Below are 22550 nucleotides of genomic sequence, written 5' to 3'. Positions count from 1 at the left end.
TTTAGTTTAAAAAGATATAAGTCAGGAGATTAGCCATGTAACCAAAACCTTTATTTTATGGCAACTTTAGATATGACAGCTGAAGCACAAAATGTGCTGGAACGCCCTCAATTCAAAGAAAAGTATGAACACTTCATCGGTGGTGAGTGGGTAGCACCGGCAAATGGGGAATACTTTGACAACCTCTCTCCCATTGACGGCAAACCATTTACAAAGGCTGCACGTGGCACTAAGGACGACATTGATCGTGCGCTGGATGCTGCGCACCATGCCTTTACATCTTGGTCAAAAACATCTGCCACGAAACGCAGTAATATTCTGCTCGCCATTGCCGACCGCATGGAGAAAAACCTGGAAATGCTGGCCCGGGTTGAAACTATTGATAACGGCAAAGCCATCCGTGAGACCCGTGCAGCAGACCTTCCGCTGGCCATCGACCACTTCCGTTACTTTGCCGGTGTGATTCGAGCAGACGAAAGCTCCATGTCTGAACTCGACGAAACAACGATCAGCATCAATCTACAGGAGCCACTCGGCGTAGTAGGCCAGATTATACCCTGGAATTTTCCGCTGCTAATGGCGACCTGGAAAATAGCCCCTGCCCTGGCCGCTGGCTGCACCATAGTACTCAAGCCAGCTGAGCAGACACCGACCAGCATTATGGTGCTGATGGAGTTGATTCATGACCTGCTGCCTCCAGGGGTGCTCAACATCGTTACTGGTTTCGGACCAGAGGCAGGAAAACCACTTGCCACCTCCCCTCGCGTTGCCAAAGTTGCCTTTACCGGCGAAACAACCACTGGCCGCCTGATTATGCAGTACGCATCCGAGAATCTTATACCTGTTACTATGGAGTTGGGAGGCAAATCGCCGAACATTTTCATGCCTAGCATAGCTGACGCAGATGACGAATTCTTTGACAAGTGTGTGGAGGGTGCTGTCATGTTTGCCCTGAACCAAGGCGAAATCTGCACCTGTCCATCGCGCTTGATTGTGCACGAAAGCATTTACGACCGCTTTATGGAGCGTGTCGTGGCCAGAACAAAATCCATTAAGGTGGGGCATCCGCTTGCTGAAGATACCACCATGGGTGCACAGGCCTCTAACGATCAATTTGAAAAGATTTTGTCTTACATGGACATCGGAAAGCAGGAAGGTGCAGAAGTTCTTTGCGGCGGAGGTATAGCCAAGCTAAACAATGGTCTTGAGAACGGCTATTACATTGAGCCTACGATCTTTAAGGGCAATAACAAGATGCGGGTTTTCCAGGAAGAGATCTTTGGTCCGGTTGTTTCAGTCACTACCTTCAAAACTGTTGAGGAGGCAGTTTCCATCGCAAACGATACGCTGTATGGCTTGGGTGCAGGTCTTTGGACACGCGATGCACATGAGATCTACCAGATACCACGTGCCATACAGGCTGGACGAGTTTGGGTAAACTGCTACCATGCTTACCCGGCACATGCTCCTTTCGGCGGGTATAAGAAGTCAGGCTTTGGACGTGAAACGCATAAAATGATGCTCAATCATTACCGCCAGACCAAGAACATGCTTATTTCCTATGATAAGAATAAGCTTGGTTTCTTTTAAGAGATAGTAAAACCGGAATCCCTGCTCGTTAATTAAGCAGGGATTCCTTTTTATATGAAAATATGGATTTAGAACGCGTAAAAATTACCGAAGAAGCCAAAAAAGTAATTGATGAACTGAGAGCGAAGCATGGTTCGCTGATGTTTCACCAGAGCGGCGGCTGTTGCGATGGGTCGCAGCCTATGTGCTTTGAAGAAGGTGAATTTAAAACTGGAGACAGTGATGTGTTGCTCGGGCAGGTATACGGCTGCAATTTTTACATGAACCGTGACCAGTTTGAATACTGGAAGCATACGCAGCTCACCCTGGACGTTGTGCCAGGTAGAGGATCTAGTTTCTCCTTAGAAATACCGCTGGGCCTACGCTTCCATATCAGGTCCAGAATTTTCACTGATGAAGAAATGGAGCAATTGCAAGCAATATAGTGCAGGCCTTCCCTGCTATACCTTGTATAGCTAACACAGTAAGAGGCGGTATCATAGAATCTGATACCGCCTCTTACTGTGCTATTTATTGCCTTATGATTTCCCTATTACAGATAAATAGTATAACCGTTAGACTCACTACCTTGCTTAGCATAAAACTGCTCAATATTAGGTTTGGTCTTAAGCATGGCGTAATCATCGTCTCCACCACGGGCCCAACCCAGGAGCGCTAAGGCAATAGCTGTGGCAATGGCTATTGCAAAAGCTGGCCACCAGCCATCAACCTTAAAGTTACCTACCAGTTTATCAACCAGTTTAATCATAAGCGCGGTCACAATCAGTCCGATAATGGCTTCCAGCAGGAAAAATGAAACCAGGTTAAGCACGCCGCGCAGCAGCCAGCCAATGGTTGCATTGAACAAACCAATCAGAAAAGCCACCCAGAGCGCTGTCAGAAAACTCTTAACATGCACTTGTGGCATGATGTAGGCCAATAACACAATAACACCGGCACTTACCAGTAAGTTGAGTATAAAATCCATAGTTTATAGTGTTTTAGTGACAAGATTTTGTCCTAATACGGATATAAACGCTTATAGATGTTTTTACTGTGATCAAAAGCTTGGATGGCCCTTCAGCTATTGTTTGATGTAACTGGGTTTAAGCTTACTGCGAAAGGCATCTTCGAATTTTAAAACCTTGGGATGGGTGATCGATATTACATAAGGATCATCCGGGTTATTGCGGTAATAATCCTGGTGATAATCTTCGGCAATCCAGAATTTACTGGCTGGCTTGAGCTCCGTTACGATCCGGTTACGAAAAGTACCGGCATCTTCTAATGCGCGCATATAGTTACGGGCCTGTCTCCTTTGCTCTTCATCGTGGTAATAGATGGCCGATCGGTACTGCTTGCCAACATCGGGGCCCTGGCGGTTTAGTGTAGTGGGATCGTGTGTGGCGAAGAATACTTCGAGCAGTTCCCGGTAAGTGATCACATCTGGCCTGTACCAGATCTGCACCGATTCCGCATGACTTGTTTTACCGCTGCTAACCTGTTCGTATGTTGGGCGCTCTTCACTCCCGCCCGTATAGCCGGACTCCACACGGTCCACGCCTTTGAGCCGTTCAAAATAAGCCTCTGTGCACCAGAAACAGCCTCCGGCGAAAGTCGCTTTGCTAAGTCCGAGTGTATCTGCACTGTCGCCGTAACTGTAAGCACTCTGCTGCAAAACAGTCCGCTGCTCTCCCCCAGACTCCGTGCAAGCCCAGAGCAGCAGTAATAAGGGAAAAAACAGGTAAGTATATTTTCGTTCCATACGCCACAAGCCTTACTATTGGCTACGCTAATTTAACCGGTTGGTATAAGTTTTTGTTAAAATTTTAAGTACCTCACCCCTCCTACCTTTCACTGCTGTCCGGGTTTTGAATGCCATGCTTTTTATCAGCTATCACTTTATCCAAATCCCATTCTACTCGCTTCCTGAAGGGAGCACGCCTTACATCACAATCTGATTTCGTACAAACCGGGCAGGACACTTCTACGCAGGGATCTGTGTGAATGAAAAGCTCAATATCAGGATCAATATGCTCACGTACCAACATGCCGACAGCCTCTACTTCTTTGTGGGCCTCCAACACCGTCAGGTACCAGGGCACGGTCAGGTGGCAATCTATATGCAGTGTGTTACCATACTTGATGACACGCAGATTATGAATATCAATCCAGTTCTCTCGCCGGTTCTCATTCAGCACCTGTACAATGCGCTTCAGCAGCTCGTAGTCCGCCTCATCCATTATACCTGCCAGAGACACACGCAAAATGCGGTAACCAGTATAGCAGATAAAGGCTCCGAACAGAATAGCGACTGCACTGTCAAGCCATACCTGCCCGGTCAGAGACAGGAGCAAAAGACCTATCAAAATACCGGCAGTTGAATAGGCGTCTGTTTTAAGGTGTTTGCCTCCGGCAACCAGCACCATGGATTTTGCCTTGTTCCCGTGACGCTCTGTCAGGTAGCCCACTATATAATTGACAATGCCAGAAAATGCAATCAGGTATATACCTGCATCGAGCCGGGAGATAACCTGAGGTTCAAAAAGGTTATACACTGATTTCAGAATGATAGCCCCACCTGCCACCAGGATAAGAGAACCCTCCAGGGTAGCGGCCACAAACTCTATTTTGCCATGCCCATAGGGATGGTTCAGGTCCCGTGGCCGGGCTGAAAGCACAAGACTGTACAACGAGAAGCCGCCCGCCACCACATTGATAATGGACTCCAGGGCATCAGTCAGAATGGCGTTGGAGTTAGTCAGATAAAATGCCAGGAATTTGGCAAGCAGCAGCAGCACACCTACAACCAGCACGAGCAGTTGCATGCGTATGTTCTCGTTTTGCTGCTGCAGCAGTTTTATCATTGTGTTGGCTTGTTTTCGGTAGGTACATGTCGTACCACCCTATACCTTACAAGGTACAAGGAACAGACGCCGAAGGCAAACATAGTGTATAACGTAATTTGAAAAGAGGAGTAAAAATCAGCTTAAGGTATCTGCCAGGTCCAGCCAATTTGGGTTCATGGATTCAACGAGGCGAAGGTGCTCATCAGGGCCCGAGGATTTGATGTGGCGCTCACGTACCCGCGCTATTTCTTCCCGGTCATAATGCTCGTAGTACACCAGTTTAGGCTGACTATCGTAAGCACCCTGAAGTGAAATTTGCTGTAGAAGATTTTCAGAAACGCCAATGTTCAACTGAGGCTGCGATTGGTCGCCTATGATGTAAACATAGAAGTGATTTGCGTGCTGGTCTGGCTGCATAAAAAAGGTAAGTTTGTTTCATGGTATACGAGAGATGCATCGCCTGGTTAGAAAACCTGCAGCCACTGGCGGGCATCCTCCGGAAGGAAAAAAGTGCGCATGGAAATTCCAGTGCTTCTGTCCACTGTATTATCAATCTCGAGCTGTGTAAAGAATTCGTAAGAGTAGATCCAGGCAAAGTATTTTATGCCTGCCTCACGCAAATTCGGTATCCAGACCTCGTTCATCCATTTCGTGTCACCTGAGTGCCCTGTCACTTTCGAGTTGTCATTCAGTATCTTGGTAATTTTATACTCATTTACATAGTCAAGTATTTTTAAACAGCCTGTGTGTCCTTTCTCGGTATTCAGCCAGCCTGTCCAGTTCGACAGCAAAATTTTCTCCCTTTGATTAACCCTGATCTCCAGAAATTCACTCTGATGCACCAAAGAGTCCTGATTTTCATGCACATACAACATAACAATTAGCGCTTATATATCTTCTTGTATTTTTTACCTGTTAAATAGACCTAATGTTACTTTAGCCATGTCAATCATTAAACTATCCTAATAATACACTCTTAAATATAACGTTTTTTGAACTTTAAACCCCTTTTAAAGTATTGTATTAACACCGCTCATTCGATAATAAACTTAAATGAATCATTATAAAGACAATTACTGTCATATAAGTTACCTTCCGGATACCAATCAAATCTACCTGAAGTGGCACCTTCCCCCTTGTGAATCAAAACTTATCCAATGTTATGACAAAGGATTTGAAATGGCTATTAAAAACCAGGCAGTAAGCTGGGTGACAGACAACAGTATTGGGTTTCAACCAGACCTTTCGATGCAGCGCGCATTAGCTCAACTGGCAGCTAGTCGGATGAAACATACGTCTCTTAAAAAATTTGCCCGTGTGACACCGATGGATGTGTTTCAGGAATTATTAACACACAAGATTCTCAAGCAAATTAATGACCTGAGTGTGAACACCGTAGAGTACGAAGTGTTTCATAACCCGAAAGATGCCCAAGTCTGGTGCGCACAACTTAACCTGCTTTCAGTGAATTAATCAACGAAACTAAACTATACCTTCCAGATTCATGGCGCTTGGACCAAAACTGATCGAAAAGCTCAACAAGCTCTATACGCCTGACAGCAGACTTGACCAGCATTACAATGGCAAAGACCTGACCCTCATCACCAACGAAAACGGAGAGGCGGTTACCTTGTTTATCGGCAAGCGGCTGGAGGATGGTGCGATTTCAGGGGAGCGCTATGTACGCAAGATCGTACGTGATAGCAAAACCGGGAAAGTGCTACGAAGTCATTGGGACCTGAAGGGCAAGGTGACACGAAGTACCTGATCTTAGAGTTCCTGCATGTCAAAGTCTTTGCCACGGCCATACCTGATCAGGTCGTGCAGCATGAATACTTCCAGGGTATGGAGATCCTTCACACGGTAGGCTCCCTCCTCCGGCATGTCCAGCACCTGAAACTCGAAGCGCTCCCCGTAATTCTCCAACACATATTTTTTCCCTCTCCGCAGGTTGTCAAACGATATGGCCATGCTTTAATTTCTTTTTGACGATTTTCGGCAAGTATAGGCAGCTTTCAGGTCAATTCTTAATATATGGCTATCTTTGCCTGAAAAATAATTTAAGGTGCTAGAGATTTTATACGAAGACGAAAGCTATGTAGCGGTGAACAAACCGAATGGACTACTGGTGCACCGCACACGCATTGCTGAGGAAAAGAAAGAGTTTGCCTTGCAAATGCTGCGCGACCAATTGGGTTACCAGGTATATGCCGCACACCGTCTGGATCGAGGTACCTCTGGAGTGCTGCTGTTTGCCAAAAATCCGAAATCAGTTGCGCCCATTGTAAACGCTTTTGAAGAGAAACAGGTAAACAAGGTATACTATGCCATCGTGCGCGGCTATACCCCTGAAAAAGACACGATCGACAGCCCCATACGACCGGATAAGGACCATAAGCACAAAGCGCCACAAGATGCTGTGACGCATTATGAGCGCCTGGCTACTGTCGAGTTGTCTATACCTGTTGGGCGCTACAGCACAGCCCGTTATTCGCTTGTGAAGGTGCAACCGGAAACCGGTCGCATGCACCAGATCCGAAAACACTTTGCGCACATCAGACATTACATCGTAGGCGACAAGCGGCACGGCGACTGGCGTCATAACCAGATGTTCCGAGAGCAGCTCGAGTCACCTTACATGCTACTGCACTCAGCCACCCTGGCATTCGCGCATCCTGTGCATGATAATATAATTGAGCTCAAGGCTCCGCTGCCCAAACATTTTCAGCATTTGTGCCTGCAGTTTGGCTGGGAGGATGTGCTGCAGAATGAAAATTTAGTAACGGGTTCTTTCCTTGAATCAGGTATGATGTAGCATCTGCTTCACCATTTCAAGTTGCAGTTGGGCGACAAAGGCATTTCTGGAATCGGCGTTGAGGGCGGTGAGTAGATAGGCCATGCGCGAGAGCCGCCAGTCCTGCACCACTTCGCCGTTTCGTGAGCGGTACACCACTTTAAAATTTTCCTGAAGCGGCACATGCATGCAATTGCACACTTCCGTAGCCCGCTTCACGGCATCGCTCAGTTCCTGCAGACTCTGACATCCCTGCTGCTCCAGTAAGTCGCTGGCATAGCAGGTCAGGTTACGATCTGCCAGGCTATCAACAAAATCTTCGATGGGGTTATGGATACTGATATGGTCGATGGTCATTAACATGGCAAGCTGGGCTTAATGGTGTACTCTTACTGTTATACGCTGGCGGTCTTGCGTTGATGCAGTTCTCTAAGCCGCTCCATCAGGCTCCGCTCCTCTTCTGTGAGATGCACAGGCAGCTGTACTTCTATTTTTACGTACAAATCGCCGTGCTGGTCTGCTTTCCCATAGACAGGCATGCCTTTTCCCCGCAGGCGAAGCGTTTTCCCGTTTTGCGTGCCGGCTGGTATTTTGAGTTTAATTTTACCGGTCAACGTATTGACCTGTACGTCTCCTCCCAGTATGGCGGTATACATGTCGAGGTTCAATCTGGTATGCAGATCATCGCCCTGCCGCTCAAAGCCTGGCAAAGGCTGTACCTGTACACGTATGTACAAATCGCCGGCTATGCCCCCAGCAATAGCTGCCCCACCTTTCCCTTTGATCCGAAGCACCTGTCCGTCAGAAACCCCGGGTTTGGTCGTAATTCGCAATTGCTGGCCGTTGACAGTCAGCAAACGGGAGGTACCGCTATAGGCTTCCTGCATCGTGATAAGCATTTCGGCTTCGTAATCCTGCCCTTTAGGTGCTCGTCTGCCAGATCGGTAACCGCTTCCCTGCTGCGAGAACCCTCCGCCAAAGAACTGCTCAAAGAAGTCAGAGAATCCGCTGCTCCCACCGAACATGTCGCCCATGTCGCCTTCGTAATAAGCACCGCCATAGCCACCGCCGGGACGCCCCTGATACTGACCGCCCTGCTGCTGGAAGTGTCGCCAGTTGGCGCCCAACTCGTCATACTGCTTGCGCTTCTGTTCATCTCCTAATACTTCATAGGCCTCACTGATGTCCTTGAACTTCTCCTCGGCTGCTTTGTCGCCTTTGGTTTTGTCCGGGTGATACTTTTTGGCTAAAGCACGGTAGGCCTTTTTGATCTCAGCCTGCGAGGCAGATTTCTCTACGCCCAGTATTTTGTAATAGTCCTTGTAGCTTATATCATTTGACATTTTTAGAAAAATTTCTTTTAAACGTAAATTTAAAACATTATTGAACCAAATTCAGTTTTACAATTTGGTTGTACATTTACGTTTTTAGCTTATATTTGACAGAATTCTTGTACATAATGGTTGTACATCTAATGATTAAAACAATAGAATATCACTGCTAATACAAAGTGGTAAGCATGATAGCAAAACCTACCCTTCACCGTGGCTACGTTGTCATATACGCAAGCCGTAACAAAGAAATACTACGTGTATCTACGGGTATCAGAGCAAAATCGCTCACCAGCACTGGTTACCTAATGAAATCATATGGTGATGATTATGATGAATTGAATAAGGATATTCGAAAGAAGTTAAATGACGTACAGGATGCGATAGATAATCACCCAACACTATCCCCAAAACAAATATCATACTTTATTAGGACAGGTAAACTTCCATCGTTAAAGGAAGAGCGCAAAGACCTAACTTTTCTTCAGGTTATAGATAAGTTTATTGATGCAAGTAGAACAGGTGTACGAAAAACATCAAAAGGAAGAAAATTATCTGCTGGTAGTCTTAGGAATTATGATATGGTAAAGTCTAAGATGCTACAATTTCAAGAAGATACAAACTATTGTTTTGATTGGAATAACATCAATGATGAATTCTATAAAGCTTATTGTAATTGGGCATGGTACACGAAGAAAAATACTGATGGAACTTTAGGACGTGATGTAATATTCATCAGAACTGCTTTGAGGTGGGCTTATGCTGCTGAGATAACACCACATTATGTCAACTTAACGAATTGGAAGGTCACAAAAGAAGAACATACAGAAGATAACATGTTCGTTTTTTATAAAGATGAACTCAAATTAATGTATGAAATGGCAATTAAACTTACAGAAGGTGCTGAATTAACAAAAAAGTATAAAAGAAGAGGTTATTGGCAGCTACAAGAAGATAGATTAGAAAAAGCACGTGATATCTTCGTATTTGGATGTATGACCTGCTTTAGAATCTCCGATTTGATGCAGCTAACAGAAGATGATTTACTAATTGATGGTAGTGGTTGGTATGTAAAACGCCAAGTAGGCAAGACCAAGAGAAACATTACTATTAAGCTTACCGATATCTGCATCAATATAATTCAGAAGTACAGAGGTAAGAAGAAAACGCTACTTCCGACTTGGTCCGAACAGAATTTCAACAATCAACTTAAACGATTAGCTTCTTATTTTAAAGATTATTTAGCTACTCAAACTGCTATAGCAGCTGTAGAAGGTAAAGAATATATCACAAACGACTGGACTACCTTTAAAAGAGTAAGAACCAGAAATAACGAACGTGTTACGGAGTATTTAGAGCCGAATCAGATGATTAGTAGTCACGTGATGAGGAGAACAGGAATCACCATGCTTTTGAGCAGCGGTGTTGACGAGATAACTGTGAAGTCAATCAGTGGTCACGTGTATAATTCAGAAAGCTTTGCTAAGTACATCAAATTTAACAAGCAACAAACGCAGGAAAAACATAATCAAGTTTGGAACAACGTATTCGCCTAATGAAAGAAGATTTGAACATTGCAAACCTACACGACCTAACTACAATCTTAGATAAGATTAGCCACGAGCGTATAGATAGAAATTTGATTGAACAGTACATAGATATGCTACTTACCATAAGAGTATCAAAATTTAATGATACTGAATTGCAGAGTCAGTTAGAGCATAAAATAGATACTCTTAATATATATAGAATTACATTACAAAGACTAAATAACACTTTTAGTGATATCATTCTAAAGAAGAAGCAAGAAATATATAGTGGTCAAACAGTAAAAGACCTTCACCAACCGAAATATAAGCTGTCTGACCTTGAGGAAATTTTAGGCAAAACCAGGCAGACACTTAATAACTGGACTAAATCTGGTGCTTTGAAATCTCATGATGTAGAAGGTAGAGCTAAATTTGTATTAGAAAGCGACTTGAAAGCCAAGTATAGAGAGATACATGAGAAAGAGTTACTGATTGATGACGAATTCAGAAATAAATACGAATACAAGATATAGAAAAGGGTGCTAAATCAGCACCCTTTTTCATTACAACACTATTCTACACACTAAAATATTACCCCTCCATTGCACACCCTCTACAAAGGATATATCATCAAGTATAGCAACAATAGCAGCAGTTTCATCACTATTTACAAACCTTGCCATAAAATAACCATCATACTGAAAAATCAGCTTTGTTTTAAACCCACTTACTCTACTGCAAATTAAATCAACAGCATCTTCTAATTCCTTTGTTATCATCTTCTGACATAAATTTACAGTCTCCATCTCAATTTTATCATCTTCATCTTCATTATAGTATTCTTCATCTAAATCGCTTCTGTAAAGTGGCTTTAACTCTTCATAAACTTCATCTAAAGGTTCATGATAAGAAGATAAATCAACTCCTTCTTCCATCTCGACTTCTTCTAAAATAGCTACAGCAGTAGATATTAATCTATTAGCATAAGCAAGGTTAACTAAGGTATCATAACTATAATCACCTTCGTCTGATAAAAGAATATGACCGTTCTTTATATCGTTTTCTACTTGTTCAAATAATATGTTCTTCATCTTGTTTATGTTTATCTTAAATAATTCTTTGAAATGATTGCTATGTTACCGAATAACGGGTTCTCTCTGTAACCACTTCTTAAAGTAAAGTGCATGGTAGCAGTAGGGTTAAATTCTTTACAGTACCTTCCATTATCGTTAACCACATAAGAGAATTCACCAGTAGCTGATGGTATGATGTCTATATAACCACCTACCATTTCCTGCATCTCTTCTAAAGTATACCGTTTTCCGTTACTTGGTTTGATGTCTTTTATTTCTCCAGCAACAGGAATCAGTGTATCTAAATACATATCTGTTTTTGGCTTTACCGATGTTCTTTGTTTATCTGCTTTGATAAACCTTTGCTGTTTTTTCGTTAGTTGTTGATTTTTCATATTGCAAATATACTATGCTTATCGCCTATCTTGCAATAGTACTATTTAAATCCAGCGAAAGTTGATATAATGATGATTCTTTACAATAAGATGTGAATTGTAAAAAGTGGATTAAGCACCAGTATTTGCAGATTATTATGACTGGTAAATTGTAAAGCTTAGGAATGATTGTAAAGAAGGATGTGATGTGCTGAGATGAAAGTTCTTTATAATATCATATTACTAAAACGACCATAGAAGACAGTTGTAGTAGGGATACTACTCCAACATAATACATAAGTAACTGTACAATAGTCCAGTATGGTCAACTAATTAAATTTGTACAACTCATAAGAACAAATAATGTGGAATTAGCAGCATAAAGAGGTTTATGTGACACGGAAAGATTTGTGCATTTGATTAACTTCTTCAGGTCTGGTTGGGGGTTAGTGTGGAATGGAGGGTTTGCTGTTACAGCTTTATGTTATATATTTAGATTACTAAATATTACTTAAATATACTGTATTACAGATGGCTAAGGCAGAAGCAGCAAATAGGAACTTACGTAAGGCACAAACTTCTAAAAATGATGAATTTTATACTCAACTTCCTGATATTGAAAGAGAATTAAAACATTACAAAAAGCATTTCAAAGGCAAAGTTGTTTACTGTAACTGTGACGACCCACGAATAAGTAACTTCTTCCATTTCTTTTCTTACAACTTCGAAAAGTTGGGATTAAAAAAGTTAATCACGACCTGCTATAAAAATCAAAGTATGGACTTGTTCAGTCAAAACGAATCTGAACAGGCTGTTTATTTAGAATACAATGGTGACATAAACCATAATAACATACCAGACCCGAATGAAATTGGAATTGTAAATCTGCAAGGAGATGGTGATTTTCGCAGCAAAGAAAGTATTGACCTTTTAATGCAAGCTGATATTGTAGTTACCAATCCTCCTTTTTCTCTTTTCAGAGAATATGTATCTCAACTTATAGAATACAATAAAAAGTTTATAATCATAGGTAATCAGAACGCCATTTCTTACAAAGAAATATTCAATCTAATCAAAGAAAACAAAATTTGGTTAGGGTATACACATCCTGAAAAATTTGTGGTCCCAGATAATTACGAACAGAGAGAGTATAGAAGCTGGAGAGATGAGAATGGTGTTAATTGGAGAAGTTTAGGCAACGCATGTTGGTTTACAAATCTTGATATTTCTAAACGACACGAAGATATTATACTTTACAAAACATACTCAAGCGAAGAATATCCGAATTATGACAATTATGATGCAATTGAAGTAAGTAAGGTTGCTGAAATCCCTATTGATTATCATGGCGCAATGGGTGTACCTCTTACGTTTCTTGACAAATATAATCCAGACCAATTTGAGATAATAGGCATTACCGACAGAGAAAACACTTCAGGTCTTAGGACAAAAACATATACTAAAGAAGATGTTAAAAATCCAGGTGATTTGAACCGTAGGGCTGCAATTAAAATAGGAAATTCTTACAAACCAACTTATGTACGTCTTTTAATAAAGAATAAGAGATAATGGATATACAACCTATCAAAGTAACTGTTCGTGAATTGACTGATGGATTCGAAGATAACGATGAAAATGGTGTTTTAGGATATGGAGGTAAATTAGATATAAGACCACCTTATCAAAGAGAATTCATTTATGAACCCAAGGAAAGGGATGCGGTTATAGATACTCTTATAAAGGATTACCCTCTAAATATAATGTACTGGTCTGTAAAGGAAGATGGAACTTTTGAAGTTATTGATGGTCAGCAGCGTACAATTTCAATAAGTCAATTTGTAGAAGGTGATTTCGCTTTTAATGATAGGTATTTTCATAATCTACAAAAAGATGAAAAAGAACAAATCTTAAACTATGAGCTTACAGTCTATCTATGTAGTGGAACGGACACAGAAAAATTGGAATGGTTTAAGACTATCAACATTGCGGGTAAAATATTAACAGACCAAGAATTATTAAATGCAGTTTATTCTGGTTCGTGGGTTTCTGATGCTAAAAGATATTTTAGTAAAACTGGCTGTCCTGCATATGCAATCGGGAGCCGTTATATAGTTGGTAAACCTATAAGACAGGATTATTTAAAAACTGCTATAAAATGGATTAGTGATGATGCTATTAAACAATATATGGCACAGCATCAACATGAACCAAACGCTAATGAGTTATGGCTATACTTTCAAAGTGTAATTAATTGGATAAAAGCAGTATTTCCAAAATACAGACCAGAAATGAAGGGTGTTCAATGGGGCTTTCTTTACAATAAATATTATAAACAAAACTTTGATTCAAAGAAGCTTGAAGAAGAGATAACACTTCTAATGCAAGATGAAGATGTTACAAATAAGAAAGGCATCTATACATATGTACTAACTCGAAAGGAAAAACACCTTAGTTTGAGGGCATTTACCGACAATCAGAAAAGAGAAGCTTACGAAAAACAAGAAGGTATTTGTGTAAAGTGTGGTGAGAAATTCGAGTTTCACGAAATGGAAGGTGACCACGTTATTGCATGGAGCCAGGGTGGTAAAACCACTGCTGATAATTGCCAAATGCTTTGTAAAGAAGATAACAATAGAAAATCAGGTAAATAGAAGCCATAAAATCCATTTATGAATTCTGACCAAACTCCTGTCAATCATTTAAAAATGCCACCTCCATACTGGCGTTCTTCTTTGGTTAATTACCAACTTGTTGATGCTATAAAAGAATTAGTAAACTATTTGGAGGCTTTCCTGTACGTTCATCCCAAGGCAGAACAGGAGTATGAAATATATTGTCAGGAAAACTATGCAAAACTGAAAGGTAAAATATCCAAAGAAACAGAATTAGAAATTTGGTCAATATTAGAACCTCAGTGGTATATAGAGCAGAAAATTAAACTGAAATGTGAACTTGCTATTTTTATGTCTTCAATCCATCTTGAAGATAAGCTGAATAAAATGATAGTTTATAATTTAGATAATGATGTCGCTGAGGTTGTAGAAAAGCTAAGCCCACCTGAAAAACTACAATTATTAGCAATATCCTTAACTAATAAGTCTATAAAGAGCAAGTCTCCATATGAAGGAATAAGAATGTTAACTTCTTGGAGAAATAAATATGCGCATGGTCATTGTACGGACAGACCAAGTAAAACACTTAGACATAATCATCTATTCGAAAACATAAATGAAACGTCTGTTCCAAAAGAAATAAGTTTGGTTATAAAATCCTTAAATCATTATCTAAACATTTCAGCCTATTTAAGAGAAATCAGCTTAAATGATTACACTAAAATTGTTTCAGAAGAAGATATTGAAATTAAAAATTTTCTGAATGAGATTGGTAAATATCATTTTAAGTTTAGCGGTCATAGTTTCAAAATAAACAGAGAAGAAAGTTAGTTTAGTGCTTTTTGCGACTTTAAAAATACCTTAGTAACATTCATATACTTAACAAAGTAATCTTCATTATGAAGGTGTATCCTACTTTCTAATCAAAAAGCTGGCGTGCCTGAATTCACTGATTTAGAGTTGTTTTATTCCAAACTAAAATACACATCACCGATTTTTAGTACGCTCACATATAACGCTAATGTAGCATGCCATTCCTGCTCCTGGTCGTAATATAGCACCAACACTTTTATAGGAGAATCGAAGATATGACTCTGATTTTTTACAAACTGCTCCAAAACATAGTCATAGTCTTCGTAACTCGTAACACAGTTAAATAGATTAGGTTTTTCTTTGATAATACTATTCACAACGATTTCATAAACTCCATGTTCGGTTTGTACTTCCAGTTTTTGGGGTACATCCAGTTCATACAAATTTTCCTCATGGTTGAACAGCATAGGATTTTGGTAGCCACTACTGTTCGTCCTTCTCATTCATTATTTTTTGAAGGTTCTTGAGAGAAATAGCAATCAATTTACCTTTTGAAAATCGAGCATTGTATTTACGAGAAGCTATGATTTTGAGCAAATCAAGCTGCTCGCTTACTGCCCTGCTAACCTTAACTGTAACTGATTTCATCTTAATTATCTTTTAAGATATATATCTAAAAAGTACACTTCTCCCCTTCTCTACCAGCCTTGACTATTCTGATATATAGTAAAAAGAAGAAATCAATGGAACACATATTAAATAACGAAGTGCTATACAAAAGCAACAGCTTAGAGATAAAGAAGACCTATGACAAGACATCTGATAGGTATGGTTTACACGGTTCAAACGGTAGGAAATCAGAAGCTATTTACCTCCATATTTTTCCCTATACGTCAGATAAATTGGCACCTGCAATAAAAGACAACAATGAGTATGTTTGGATAAACCTGGAACTACTGGAAGAGCCGATGGATAAAAATGATAAATGGCTAATTGAGTGTTCTGTGCCATTAAACTCTGTTTGTAATTGCGTATCTGGTGGAAATATGTTTGAGTGCGACCTATGTGAGATGGGAAGTATCTTCAATAGCCTCAACTTCAAAGTTATCAGCCACAACCTGGATACCACTATATACGAGTATGATACCCGAGATAACACTTATAGAATTACGCTAATTAAAAGCGATACCATCAGCGACTTAATTTTTGATTATAAGTGGGAAGCAGCAGAATTAGAAAAGCAAATCAGATGGACAATAGACGAATTTGAACAGCTAAAAGGGGAGCATAAGGACAAATTACATGTCTGTGTTTATAAGTATTTAGATGAAAACGCAGCCGTTCAGCTTACACCCTATGCCATCTCTATCAACCTTATTGACACCTCTATAGTGATGAATGTAACGAAGAACAAAATCGTCTTAGGTTTTGACGAATTTCCATATAGCAGATGATATCATTATACCTGGTGCATGAGAGGATTGTTGTAGAGTAAGGCTTATGCACCAGTATTATGAGATAGTCATACGTTTAAACTCTACTTTATATTCTGATTGACTTAACTTTCCCTGGTAGATGTTAACATGATTATATCGGTGTTCAGTAAGCGTTTGGAGTATTTTGTTCTTGAGAATATCGTGAATGTTGACACCTAAGAAAACAGATTTTACTGCTGAAGAATCAAACCCAAAAAGATGTATCTCTTGTTCATTATAAGTTAATGTTTTATCTGAGTCAGATAAACTCTGAATTAAGCGTACTTCTTCCTCATATTCCCAATGAATGCTTTTGGTTAGTAAGATGTTTTCAATAAAGAATCCTAATAGCTCGTTTTCACCTAACTTTGAATCAATAAGGGTCAGTTTAGGTCTTACTTTTGTGTACTTGATTTCTTGAAGCTTCCCTACTGCACCTCCTTTATTTTTACCACTATTGAAGTACTCGTTTGAGGAATCAAACTCTATTACAAAACCCTCGTGGCTTCTTGAATAGTGAGACCACATAGTTAAGTTGTCACAACTTTTAGTAAGACTTAAGACACCAAATCTATTGTTCCAGCTATCTTTCAATAGAGACGAATAGTCTACTCCTAATTCTTTACCCTCCTTTGTAAAAAGGTTTAAAAGATTTTTTGGGTGAAATGCTGGTATTAAATTCATTGCTTCTTCCATCGAGTAACTAAACACTTCCTCCTTTACATTATCTGGAACAGCATCTCTTAATTCTTCTGGAATGTCGTTAATGCATAGCTTCCTGTTCGCAAACTGCTGTAGAATCGGGTTGATGTTCTCATTGTACAGTTTCTCAGTATAAGCCTCATCAACTAATTGAGAAACAAACGGCAGATGCTCAAACGGGTCGTTCAAATAATTGGCTTGAGTAAATCTCAATACTTGATTTTCTAAAACATCAATCCTTTCGGGACTCAGATATTTAAATATTTTCATTTATAAAGTGGCTTATAACAGGTAAAGCGTAGATAACATCATAGATGCAGTAGAATGTGAATGCTTCATGTATAGGATGAAGGTTCAGGATAATAGATATTTACATTCATGCTGAAATTTGATAATGAAGACAACAAATAAATCATGTTTTTTATTGCTCCTTTGTTATAGTACATATTTTCGAAATCCTTCTTAAGAAACGAAGGCATATACATAAATTGACCTGGTGGAATCTCATTGGGCAAATCGGTAAACTGGTTCTTATATCCCAATATGCCATCTTTGATACTCAAAATCACATTATGTCTATACTCGTATTCTAAATCATTTTCCTCATACACCTTATTTAAACTTCTCATTGCTTTATCAGGGTGAAAGGATTCAATCTCTTCACAGATTATGAAAGAAAATAATGTGTCATGACAGTCTATGTTAGGTTGAAAGCTTCTTTTGTTGCCGTTATTAACACAGAATACCTTATTAACCTGCTTTATTCTTTTGTTCCGAGCAAGTTTAACACAAGCATCACCTAAGGATGCAACAGATAACTTAGATTTTATTTCTCCGATTGCTATAATAGGTTCAACAGGAAAAAACCTATTTTCATAACCATTTTGTATGAAAGGTGTATTGTTGCTGTCATATACTACTATATCACACTGTGATGAAACTTCATCATTAGAGTTTAAAAGAAAACCAGTATCTATTTTATACTTACTTGGGATAGTAAACTGAATCAATTCATTACATATTCTTTCACGGCACATACCAAACTCACCAGCATGAATAAGTTTATTGCGTTTAGTTATGTCTTCAAAAATATCTTTAGAAGAATGAAAGTCTTTAATGAATGCTTCAATCTTACTTGTCAGCAGTTTAAGGTATATACTATTCATCACATATTTTTGTCAGCAATGTATATGATTTAAATAACTGTTATATGAGGTGAATTAAGCGCAGCCAAACTAAGTCTGTACTTTGTTACATGTTGCTTTAATAATTTGCGACTCTACACTTGCCACTAATTATATCGTCTTTTACTGTTTTATATTTTATATTGTCTTTGCGAGTTCCATTTTGATAGACAACATTTATTCTATCATTTCTTCCAATTTTCGAAACTACTGTGTTTTCCTTCAACTTTTCCCCCTTCTTAGGTGACAAATTAAATGCTAAGTTTTTAGGAATACCCTCATGCTCGTATCGGACCTGCTTATTTGGTCCAGTTTGAATCATTCTAAATAATTTAAAGATTTCATCCGCTTTTTCGTTGTATAGAATTTCCCCTGTCTTAAAGTCAAATTCAGTTGTTCCAAAAGACCCAATAACTTGGTCTGTAGTTACCTCGTCTGATGCAGGGTCAAGATTTTCATACTCGTCAAGAATAAAGCGTGTTTCAACACCAATGAGATTGTAACGTTCAAGTATTAATTCATTTCTAATTGCAAAGTTGTCTCCGAACTTTTTCTTCTGGACACTCGGATATATGATAGCTTCAAAATTGTTATCTGCAACGACTGGATAAAATAACTGCTCTGACGACAACAATGCACTGAAAAGATAGTCTCTTGGTCTGCTTCTATCAACCTCCAAACTGTATGCATCTACGAAAAAGTCTTCTAAAATATAGTACACCTCTTGTAGCTGATGCTGAATTTCAGGATTTGCAGTTTTGTCTCTCGTAACAATAACACAATTCACTTTTGCATTCGGCTTCAATTCATAGTGCGAAAGAGTAATTACGTCACCATGCTTCGGTTTTATTTCCCAATAGGCACCTGCTTCAGTTGTAGCACAATATAGCACCTGTTGTTTGGGAATATTACATCGCCCAAATCCACAATGTTGAATTGGTGGAGCAAGTAATTGGGAAATATCCGTTAGATAACTCAACTCTTTTCCCTGTGCAGCTAAAATTTTATTGTTATTTGATATTCTAACAAGTCGCTGTGGTGGGTCTTGTGTGTTGCCTCCAATTTTTAAATTAAAGAATTTTGCTACATCCTGTTTGAGATTATCAAATTCATCATCTGTCAAGTCTTGAACTTTGCCGAACAATGAACGGTAATAGTTTAATTTCTCCAAGATGTCCTTAGTAGGATGTAGGTTCAGTTCTTCTTTATTTGTCTCGTTATTGGCGATTTTGTCAATCATTAATGTACTGGTCTAAAATGATGGCATTCAATAGTATAGGGTAAACTCAAAATTATTGTCACTATGTATAGAAGTGGTCTTGTTTGCTCATTCTTAAGTTTATTAATGTTTTAACCACTATCACAATGTCATCCTCCATAACATTTTGCTAATACAATATAATAATTTCAGTTGCAACACCAGCTTTGTTTAACAAATATCAATATAACCATCATTATAACCTGTAGAACAACAGAGCAACACAGGAAGGCACATATAATCATTCTTCAATCTTGCTCTGAATATACTCTTCAGCTTGTGCTAAAATTCGCTTAACGTCTAACATAGGTTCTGCTATTTCCTCTCTGAACTGGTCACATGTAAGAGCAAAATAGACTGCTCCCCTAACACGGTCTGATTGATAATCTTGGTTATCTGGTAGCTGTTCAAAGAATTGGTCAACATATCTCTCTACTTCTTCTTCTGTAAATCGTGGCATAGTATTGTTTGTCTATTTTATACAAAGTATATATCAAACTCGTGTATGCCTATGCTGAAGCACAGCCATGTCCAAGATGGATATATACTCTAAAACAGCCGAACTATGGAAGAACAGCAAGAATTTGAAGATGATGTTTATGAGTATGTAAATGACATAGCCACCTTCCATATCCGATTCAAAATAGAGCCTAAGATGATGCATAAATGCGGTATCCTATGCGCCAAGGATAGGCTTGTAGAGGAAGTTCTAAATGCATTAGACCAAGTGAAGGAGCCAGAGAATTATGATATCCTGGATATGAAGGCTTGTGTATATGATACCGCTGAGTTCGGTGGTACAATTTATTTTCTAAGCAGCTACACAGTAGAAGTGGAACTGGTGTCAATGAATTAATAAGATGGAGTGAAAATATTCAGATTTGATATGTGTTTTAAATTATCTAATAATTTAGCTAACTGCCCATCTGTTCGTGGCTTATATTAAAACATTAACTAATAAATAAAAACAAACTATTCAATATGGGAGGGTTCTCCATTCCATTCTCTACCTAACAACAATCTGCCATTGTTTTTTTTACTTCGTTTCATTCCATCTTCCCCCCATGTACCCCATTGTTTGAAGAAAAACGACACTTTCTGTTTTTCACATTGCTTTTTAACTTCAATTGCCCATTCTTGTTTCATAGGTCTTGCTTTGGCTCCGCTTTCACCACCTACAATCACCCAATGTATATCTGTCAAATCTAATTCTCCAAGGTCTTCTAACAGTGGTTCTATAGAGATAAACCTGATTTTAGCACCTATTCTTCTTAATACATCTATTCGGTTTTTCTTATTAGCGACCTCAACTGTTACACCTAACCATACATTATCTGGAACAGCTTTATCCTGAAAATATTTTTCTAAGTTTTCTTCTCTCTTGGTTAATATCTGATAAGTATGGTGGGGAGTTCTTTCAATTGTATCAAAAATTTTATCCAAAAAGGACACAGGCATGTCTTCATGAAACAAATCACTCATGGAATTGACAAAAAACTTAGTAGGCTTTTTAACCTTCAATGGTGCATCAATTCGGTCTGGCAGAATAGTAAAATCAAAGCCGTTCTCGTAGCCTATCGCCTTCATAGCTTTCAAACGTTTAGCCATTACTTCTGCGTAACAGTACTTACATCCAGATGAAACTTTATCACAACCTACTGAGGGATTCCAAGTCGCTTCTGTCCATTCAATTTTACTTTGTTTCATTCTCCCACAATTGTATAACCTATTATCTTCTTCTCCTTATGAACTTTCTCATAAGTAACCAGCGGAGATGTGCCATTATAGCTTATTTCACCTTTCCTTTTCATTGCTTTCAAACAATCTGCCGCATGGGTGCCTATATGTCCTTCATTTAAAGCGAAGTTAAACACCTCAACATTATTAGTCAGTTCTTTCGCAAGTACTTTCTTTCTTACATTTTCCTTAAAGTTATCTAACTTTTTAAGCTTGTTATTTTCAAATAGGTCAAGTTGGTCTTTTTTATTATCATCATCAATATCAAAGTTAGCTTCACCATTCAACTCATTTCTTCTCCATGCAATACCAAGAAATTTTGCTACAGCCAATTGATGTGATGCTCCGAAAATTATGCCATGTATATTCGCTCCCTTTTTGAGAGAGTAAGGATAGAGTTTTACTTTTGTATGAAGAGGAAGCTTTTTCTTTAGCTGATTGATTAAGTTTCTGTGAATAAGCTTATAAGGGTCTTTCTTTGCTTCAGCCATATCAATATCTATGTGCATCTTAAATTCTTGAGTATCACCAAACCTCCAGAAATAGGATGCTGAAACAAAGTATAGAAAATCTGTTTGTTTAGTTTTTTCTAACTCTAAGAAATATCGGTGAGCAAGAAACTTAACACCGTTCTGGTCAAGGTAAACTAATGATGGATAAACCTTAATATGATGTAAGAGCAAAGGAAAAATAGTTTCAAAATCTTTATTGAAATAATGAATACTCAATACATCTTCTATTTCTTTGTTTGATTTAAGAAACTCTCCACACGATTCCTTTAATTGATTAAATTTCTTCTGTACTTTCTTATTTGGCTCAAATTCATTTAGATATAAGTGTATTTTGACTTTTTTATCCAAGATATTAGGTAAGTGCTGCTGTATTTTTCTTAATAACCTTATCGGGCTACCAGGCACTCCATTCTTGTCATAACCAGTTCCAGCAAAAAAGTCAAAGATGCATATTACTGGTTTTCCCTGCATTACAAAGGTTGGTATCCATGCTTCTGCGTAGTCTTCAAAGATTTCAAGTTTGGCAATCGTACTTTCATCAAATGGAATCTCATGTAAATCTTTAGTAGCCATAATTGATATGTTAGCCTTTTCAAACCCTATTCACAGATAAAGAATAATTATAAATATAGCTATAAATATCTTAGTTTATCTATTAATGGCTTCACAGGTTTGAAAATTTTCAATAACTAATGGCTCTTCTGCTCTTTAGACATTCTCTTATGATGCTTGATAGCT

30 protein-coding genes are annotated in these 22550 nt (G+C 38.9%); 12 read left to right on the top strand and 18 right to left on the bottom strand.

Annotated features, from left to right (window positions below):
• Window positions 1-57: 57 nt before the first annotated feature.
• Together I0P70_RS03695 and I0P70_RS03690 are read left to right on the top strand one after the other, a co-directional pair.
• A complete protein-coding gene (locus I0P70_RS03695) occupies window positions 58-1590 on the top strand; it encodes an aldehyde dehydrogenase family protein (protein ID WP_196114837.1) in 1533 nt (510 codons plus the stop codon).
• Window positions 1591-1652: 62 nt separating this feature from the next.
• Window positions 1653-2015, top strand: a complete 363-nt coding sequence (locus tag I0P70_RS03690; protein WP_196114836.1) for a DUF779 domain-containing protein — start codon at window positions 1653-1655, stop codon at window positions 2013-2015.
• Between the two features lie 107 nt (window positions 2016-2122).
• On the opposite strand, the gene I0P70_RS03685 is transcribed toward I0P70_RS03690, so the two are convergent.
• From I0P70_RS03685 to I0P70_RS03665, 5 genes are all read right to left on the bottom strand, one after another.
• Window positions 2123-2557 carry a phage holin family protein gene (locus tag I0P70_RS03685; protein WP_196114835.1) on the bottom strand — a complete coding sequence of 145 codons (435 nt, stop codon included), beginning with the start codon at window positions 2555-2557 and terminating at the stop codon, window positions 2123-2125.
• A gap of 96 nt (window positions 2558-2653) precedes the next feature.
• Window positions 2654-3334 (bottom strand): peptide-methionine (S)-S-oxide reductase MsrA, encoded by a 681-nt coding sequence (gene msrA / locus I0P70_RS03680; RefSeq protein ID WP_196114834.1) that lies wholly within the window; start codon window positions 3332-3334, stop codon window positions 2654-2656.
• Between the two features lie 82 nt (window positions 3335-3416).
• On the bottom strand, window positions 3417-4436 hold the full coding sequence (locus I0P70_RS03675; protein WP_196114833.1) for a cation diffusion facilitator family transporter: 1020 nt from the start codon (window positions 4434-4436) through the stop codon (window positions 3417-3419).
• A 117-nt stretch (window positions 4437-4553) separates the two neighbouring features.
• Complete coding sequence (locus I0P70_RS03670) at window positions 4554-4835, bottom strand: excinuclease ABC subunit C (RefSeq protein WP_196114832.1); 282 nt, start codon at window positions 4833-4835, stop codon at window positions 4554-4556.
• Between the two features lie 47 nt (window positions 4836-4882).
• Window positions 4883-5293, bottom strand: a complete 411-nt coding sequence (locus tag I0P70_RS03665; RefSeq protein WP_196114831.1) for a hypothetical protein — start codon at window positions 5291-5293, stop codon at window positions 4883-4885.
• A 409-nt stretch (window positions 5294-5702) separates the two neighbouring features.
• On the opposite strand from I0P70_RS03665, the gene I0P70_RS03660 reads away from it, so the two are divergent.
• Together I0P70_RS03660 and I0P70_RS03655 are read left to right on the top strand one after the other, a co-directional pair.
• Window positions 5703-5891 carry a hypothetical protein gene (locus tag I0P70_RS03660; protein WP_196114830.1) on the top strand — a complete coding sequence of 63 codons (189 nt, stop codon included), beginning with the start codon at window positions 5703-5705 and terminating at the stop codon, window positions 5889-5891.
• A 31-nt stretch (window positions 5892-5922) separates the two neighbouring features.
• Window positions 5923-6186 carry a hypothetical protein gene (locus I0P70_RS03655; RefSeq protein ID WP_196114829.1) on the top strand — a complete coding sequence of 88 codons (264 nt, stop codon included), beginning with the start codon at window positions 5923-5925 and terminating at the stop codon, window positions 6184-6186.
• A gap of 2 nt (window positions 6187-6188) precedes the next feature.
• Here I0P70_RS03655 and I0P70_RS03650 read toward each other — a convergent pair whose 3' ends face one another.
• Window positions 6189-6389, bottom strand: a complete 201-nt coding sequence (locus I0P70_RS03650) for a hypothetical protein (protein ID WP_007656593.1) — start codon at window positions 6387-6389, stop codon at window positions 6189-6191.
• Between the two features lie 94 nt (window positions 6390-6483).
• Here I0P70_RS03650 and I0P70_RS03645 point away from each other — a divergent pair, with 94 nt between their 5' ends.
• Entirely contained in the window at window positions 6484-7233 is a 750-nt protein-coding gene (locus I0P70_RS03645; protein ID WP_196114828.1) for a pseudouridine synthase, read from the top strand.
• Here I0P70_RS03645 and I0P70_RS03640 read toward each other — a convergent pair.
• Both I0P70_RS03640 and I0P70_RS03635 read right to left on the bottom strand, forming a co-directional pair.
• On the bottom strand, window positions 7219-7575 hold the full coding sequence (locus I0P70_RS03640; RefSeq protein WP_230391969.1) for a hypothetical protein: 357 nt from the start codon (window positions 7573-7575) through the stop codon (window positions 7219-7221). The genes I0P70_RS03645 and I0P70_RS03640 overlap by 15 nt on opposite strands.
• Window positions 7576-7607: 32 nt before the next feature.
• A complete protein-coding gene (locus I0P70_RS03635; protein ID WP_230391968.1) occupies window positions 7608-8555 on the bottom strand; it encodes a DnaJ C-terminal domain-containing protein in 948 nt (315 codons plus the stop codon).
• A gap of 176 nt (window positions 8556-8731) precedes the next feature.
• Here I0P70_RS03635 and I0P70_RS03630 point away from each other — a divergent pair, with 176 nt between their 5' ends.
• Window positions 8732-10099, top strand: coding sequence for a tyrosine-type recombinase/integrase (locus tag I0P70_RS03630; RefSeq protein WP_196114827.1), 1368 nt, complete (start codon window positions 8732-8734; stop codon window positions 10097-10099).
• Window positions 10078-10605, top strand: coding sequence for a hypothetical protein (locus I0P70_RS03625; RefSeq protein ID WP_196114826.1), 528 nt, complete (start codon window positions 10078-10080; stop codon window positions 10603-10605). The genes I0P70_RS03630 and I0P70_RS03625 overlap by 22 nt, the downstream gene beginning before the upstream one ends.
• 30 nt (window positions 10606-10635) lie before the next feature.
• On the opposite strand, the gene I0P70_RS03620 is transcribed toward I0P70_RS03625, so the two are convergent.
• Window positions 10636-11163, bottom strand: coding sequence for a hypothetical protein (locus I0P70_RS03620; RefSeq protein WP_196114825.1), 528 nt, complete (start codon window positions 11161-11163; stop codon window positions 10636-10638).
• 11 nt (window positions 11164-11174) lie between these two features.
• Window positions 11175-11540, bottom strand: a complete 366-nt coding sequence (locus I0P70_RS03615; RefSeq protein ID WP_196114824.1) for a DUF3846 domain-containing protein — start codon at window positions 11538-11540, stop codon at window positions 11175-11177.
• 510 nt (window positions 11541-12050) lie between these two features.
• On the opposite strand from I0P70_RS03615, the gene I0P70_RS03610 reads away from it, so the two are divergent.
• Genes I0P70_RS03610 through I0P70_RS03600 form a run of 3 tightly spaced genes read left to right on the top strand, consistent with a single transcriptional unit; the run spans window position 12051 to window position 14962 of the window.
• Window positions 12051-13088: an adenine-specific methyltransferase EcoRI family protein gene (locus I0P70_RS03610; protein ID WP_196114823.1), complete on the top strand. Its 1038-nt coding sequence runs from the start codon at window positions 12051-12053 to the stop codon at window positions 13086-13088.
• Window positions 13088-14170 carry a DUF262 domain-containing protein gene (locus I0P70_RS03605; protein ID WP_196114822.1) on the top strand — a complete coding sequence of 361 codons (1083 nt, stop codon included), beginning with the start codon at window positions 13088-13090 and terminating at the stop codon, window positions 14168-14170. The genes I0P70_RS03610 and I0P70_RS03605 overlap by 1 nt, the downstream gene beginning before the upstream one ends.
• Window positions 14171-14188: 18 nt before the next feature.
• On the top strand, window positions 14189-14962 hold the full coding sequence (locus I0P70_RS03600) for a hypothetical protein (RefSeq protein WP_196114821.1): 774 nt from the start codon (window positions 14189-14191) through the stop codon (window positions 14960-14962).
• Window positions 14963-15096: 134 nt separating this feature from the next.
• On the opposite strand, the gene I0P70_RS03595 is transcribed toward I0P70_RS03600, so the two are convergent.
• Together I0P70_RS03595 and I0P70_RS03590 are read right to left on the bottom strand one after the other, a co-directional pair.
• Window positions 15097-15447, bottom strand: coding sequence for a hypothetical protein (locus I0P70_RS03595; protein WP_196114820.1), 351 nt, complete (start codon window positions 15445-15447; stop codon window positions 15097-15099).
• Window positions 15428-15592 carry a hypothetical protein gene (locus I0P70_RS03590; RefSeq protein WP_196114819.1) on the bottom strand — a complete coding sequence of 55 codons (165 nt, stop codon included), beginning with the start codon at window positions 15590-15592 and terminating at the stop codon, window positions 15428-15430. Before I0P70_RS03590 ends, I0P70_RS03595 begins: the two co-directional genes overlap by 20 nt.
• 95 nt (window positions 15593-15687) lie before the next feature.
• On the opposite strand from I0P70_RS03590, the gene I0P70_RS03585 reads away from it, so the two are divergent.
• Window positions 15688-16398 (top strand): hypothetical protein, encoded by a 711-nt coding sequence (locus I0P70_RS03585; protein WP_196114818.1) that lies wholly within the window; start codon window positions 15688-15690, stop codon window positions 16396-16398.
• A 57-nt stretch (window positions 16399-16455) separates the two neighbouring features.
• Here the strand turns inward: I0P70_RS03585 and I0P70_RS03580 are convergent, their stop codons facing one another.
• The 4 genes from I0P70_RS03580 to I0P70_RS03565 all read right to left on the bottom strand — a co-directional run bounded on the left by I0P70_RS03580 (window position 16456) and on the right by I0P70_RS03565 (window position 20023).
• Window positions 16456-17391: a DUF2971 domain-containing protein gene (locus I0P70_RS03580; protein WP_196114817.1), complete on the bottom strand. Its 936-nt coding sequence runs from the start codon at window positions 17389-17391 to the stop codon at window positions 16456-16458.
• A 65-nt stretch (window positions 17392-17456) separates the two neighbouring features.
• Complete coding sequence (locus I0P70_RS03575; RefSeq protein WP_196114816.1) at window positions 17457-18287, bottom strand: DUF6602 domain-containing protein; 831 nt, start codon at window positions 18285-18287, stop codon at window positions 17457-17459.
• Between the two features lie 97 nt (window positions 18288-18384).
• Window positions 18385-19545 (bottom strand): RES domain-containing protein, encoded by a 1161-nt coding sequence (locus I0P70_RS03570; protein ID WP_196114815.1) that lies wholly within the window; start codon window positions 19543-19545, stop codon window positions 18385-18387.
• A 259-nt stretch (window positions 19546-19804) separates the two neighbouring features.
• Complete coding sequence (locus I0P70_RS03565) at window positions 19805-20023, bottom strand: hypothetical protein (RefSeq protein ID WP_196114814.1); 219 nt, start codon at window positions 20021-20023, stop codon at window positions 19805-19807.
• A 105-nt stretch (window positions 20024-20128) separates the two neighbouring features.
• Between I0P70_RS03565 and I0P70_RS03560 the strand changes: the two genes are divergently transcribed.
• On the top strand, window positions 20129-20419 hold the full coding sequence (locus I0P70_RS03560) for a hypothetical protein (protein ID WP_196114813.1): 291 nt from the start codon (window positions 20129-20131) through the stop codon (window positions 20417-20419).
• Window positions 20420-20535: 116 nt separating this feature from the next.
• Here the strand turns inward: I0P70_RS03560 and I0P70_RS03555 are convergent, their stop codons facing one another.
• Both I0P70_RS03555 and tcmP read right to left on the bottom strand, forming a co-directional pair.
• Window positions 20536-21270: a DUF5131 family protein gene (locus I0P70_RS03555; RefSeq protein ID WP_196114812.1), complete on the bottom strand. Its 735-nt coding sequence runs from the start codon at window positions 21268-21270 to the stop codon at window positions 20536-20538.
• Complete coding sequence (gene tcmP, locus I0P70_RS03550) at window positions 21267-22385, bottom strand: three-Cys-motif partner protein TcmP (protein ID WP_196114811.1); 1119 nt, start codon at window positions 22383-22385, stop codon at window positions 21267-21269. The genes I0P70_RS03555 and tcmP overlap by 4 nt, the downstream gene beginning before the upstream one ends.
• Window positions 22386-22550: the final 165 nt, after the last annotated feature.

Origin of the sequence: Pontibacter sp. FD36, from assembly GCF_015686655.1 — a bacterium.
Taxonomy (GTDB): domain Bacteria; phylum Bacteroidota; class Bacteroidia; order Cytophagales; family Hymenobacteraceae; genus Pontibacter.
This window is presented reverse-complemented; position numbering and strand designations above follow the sequence as displayed.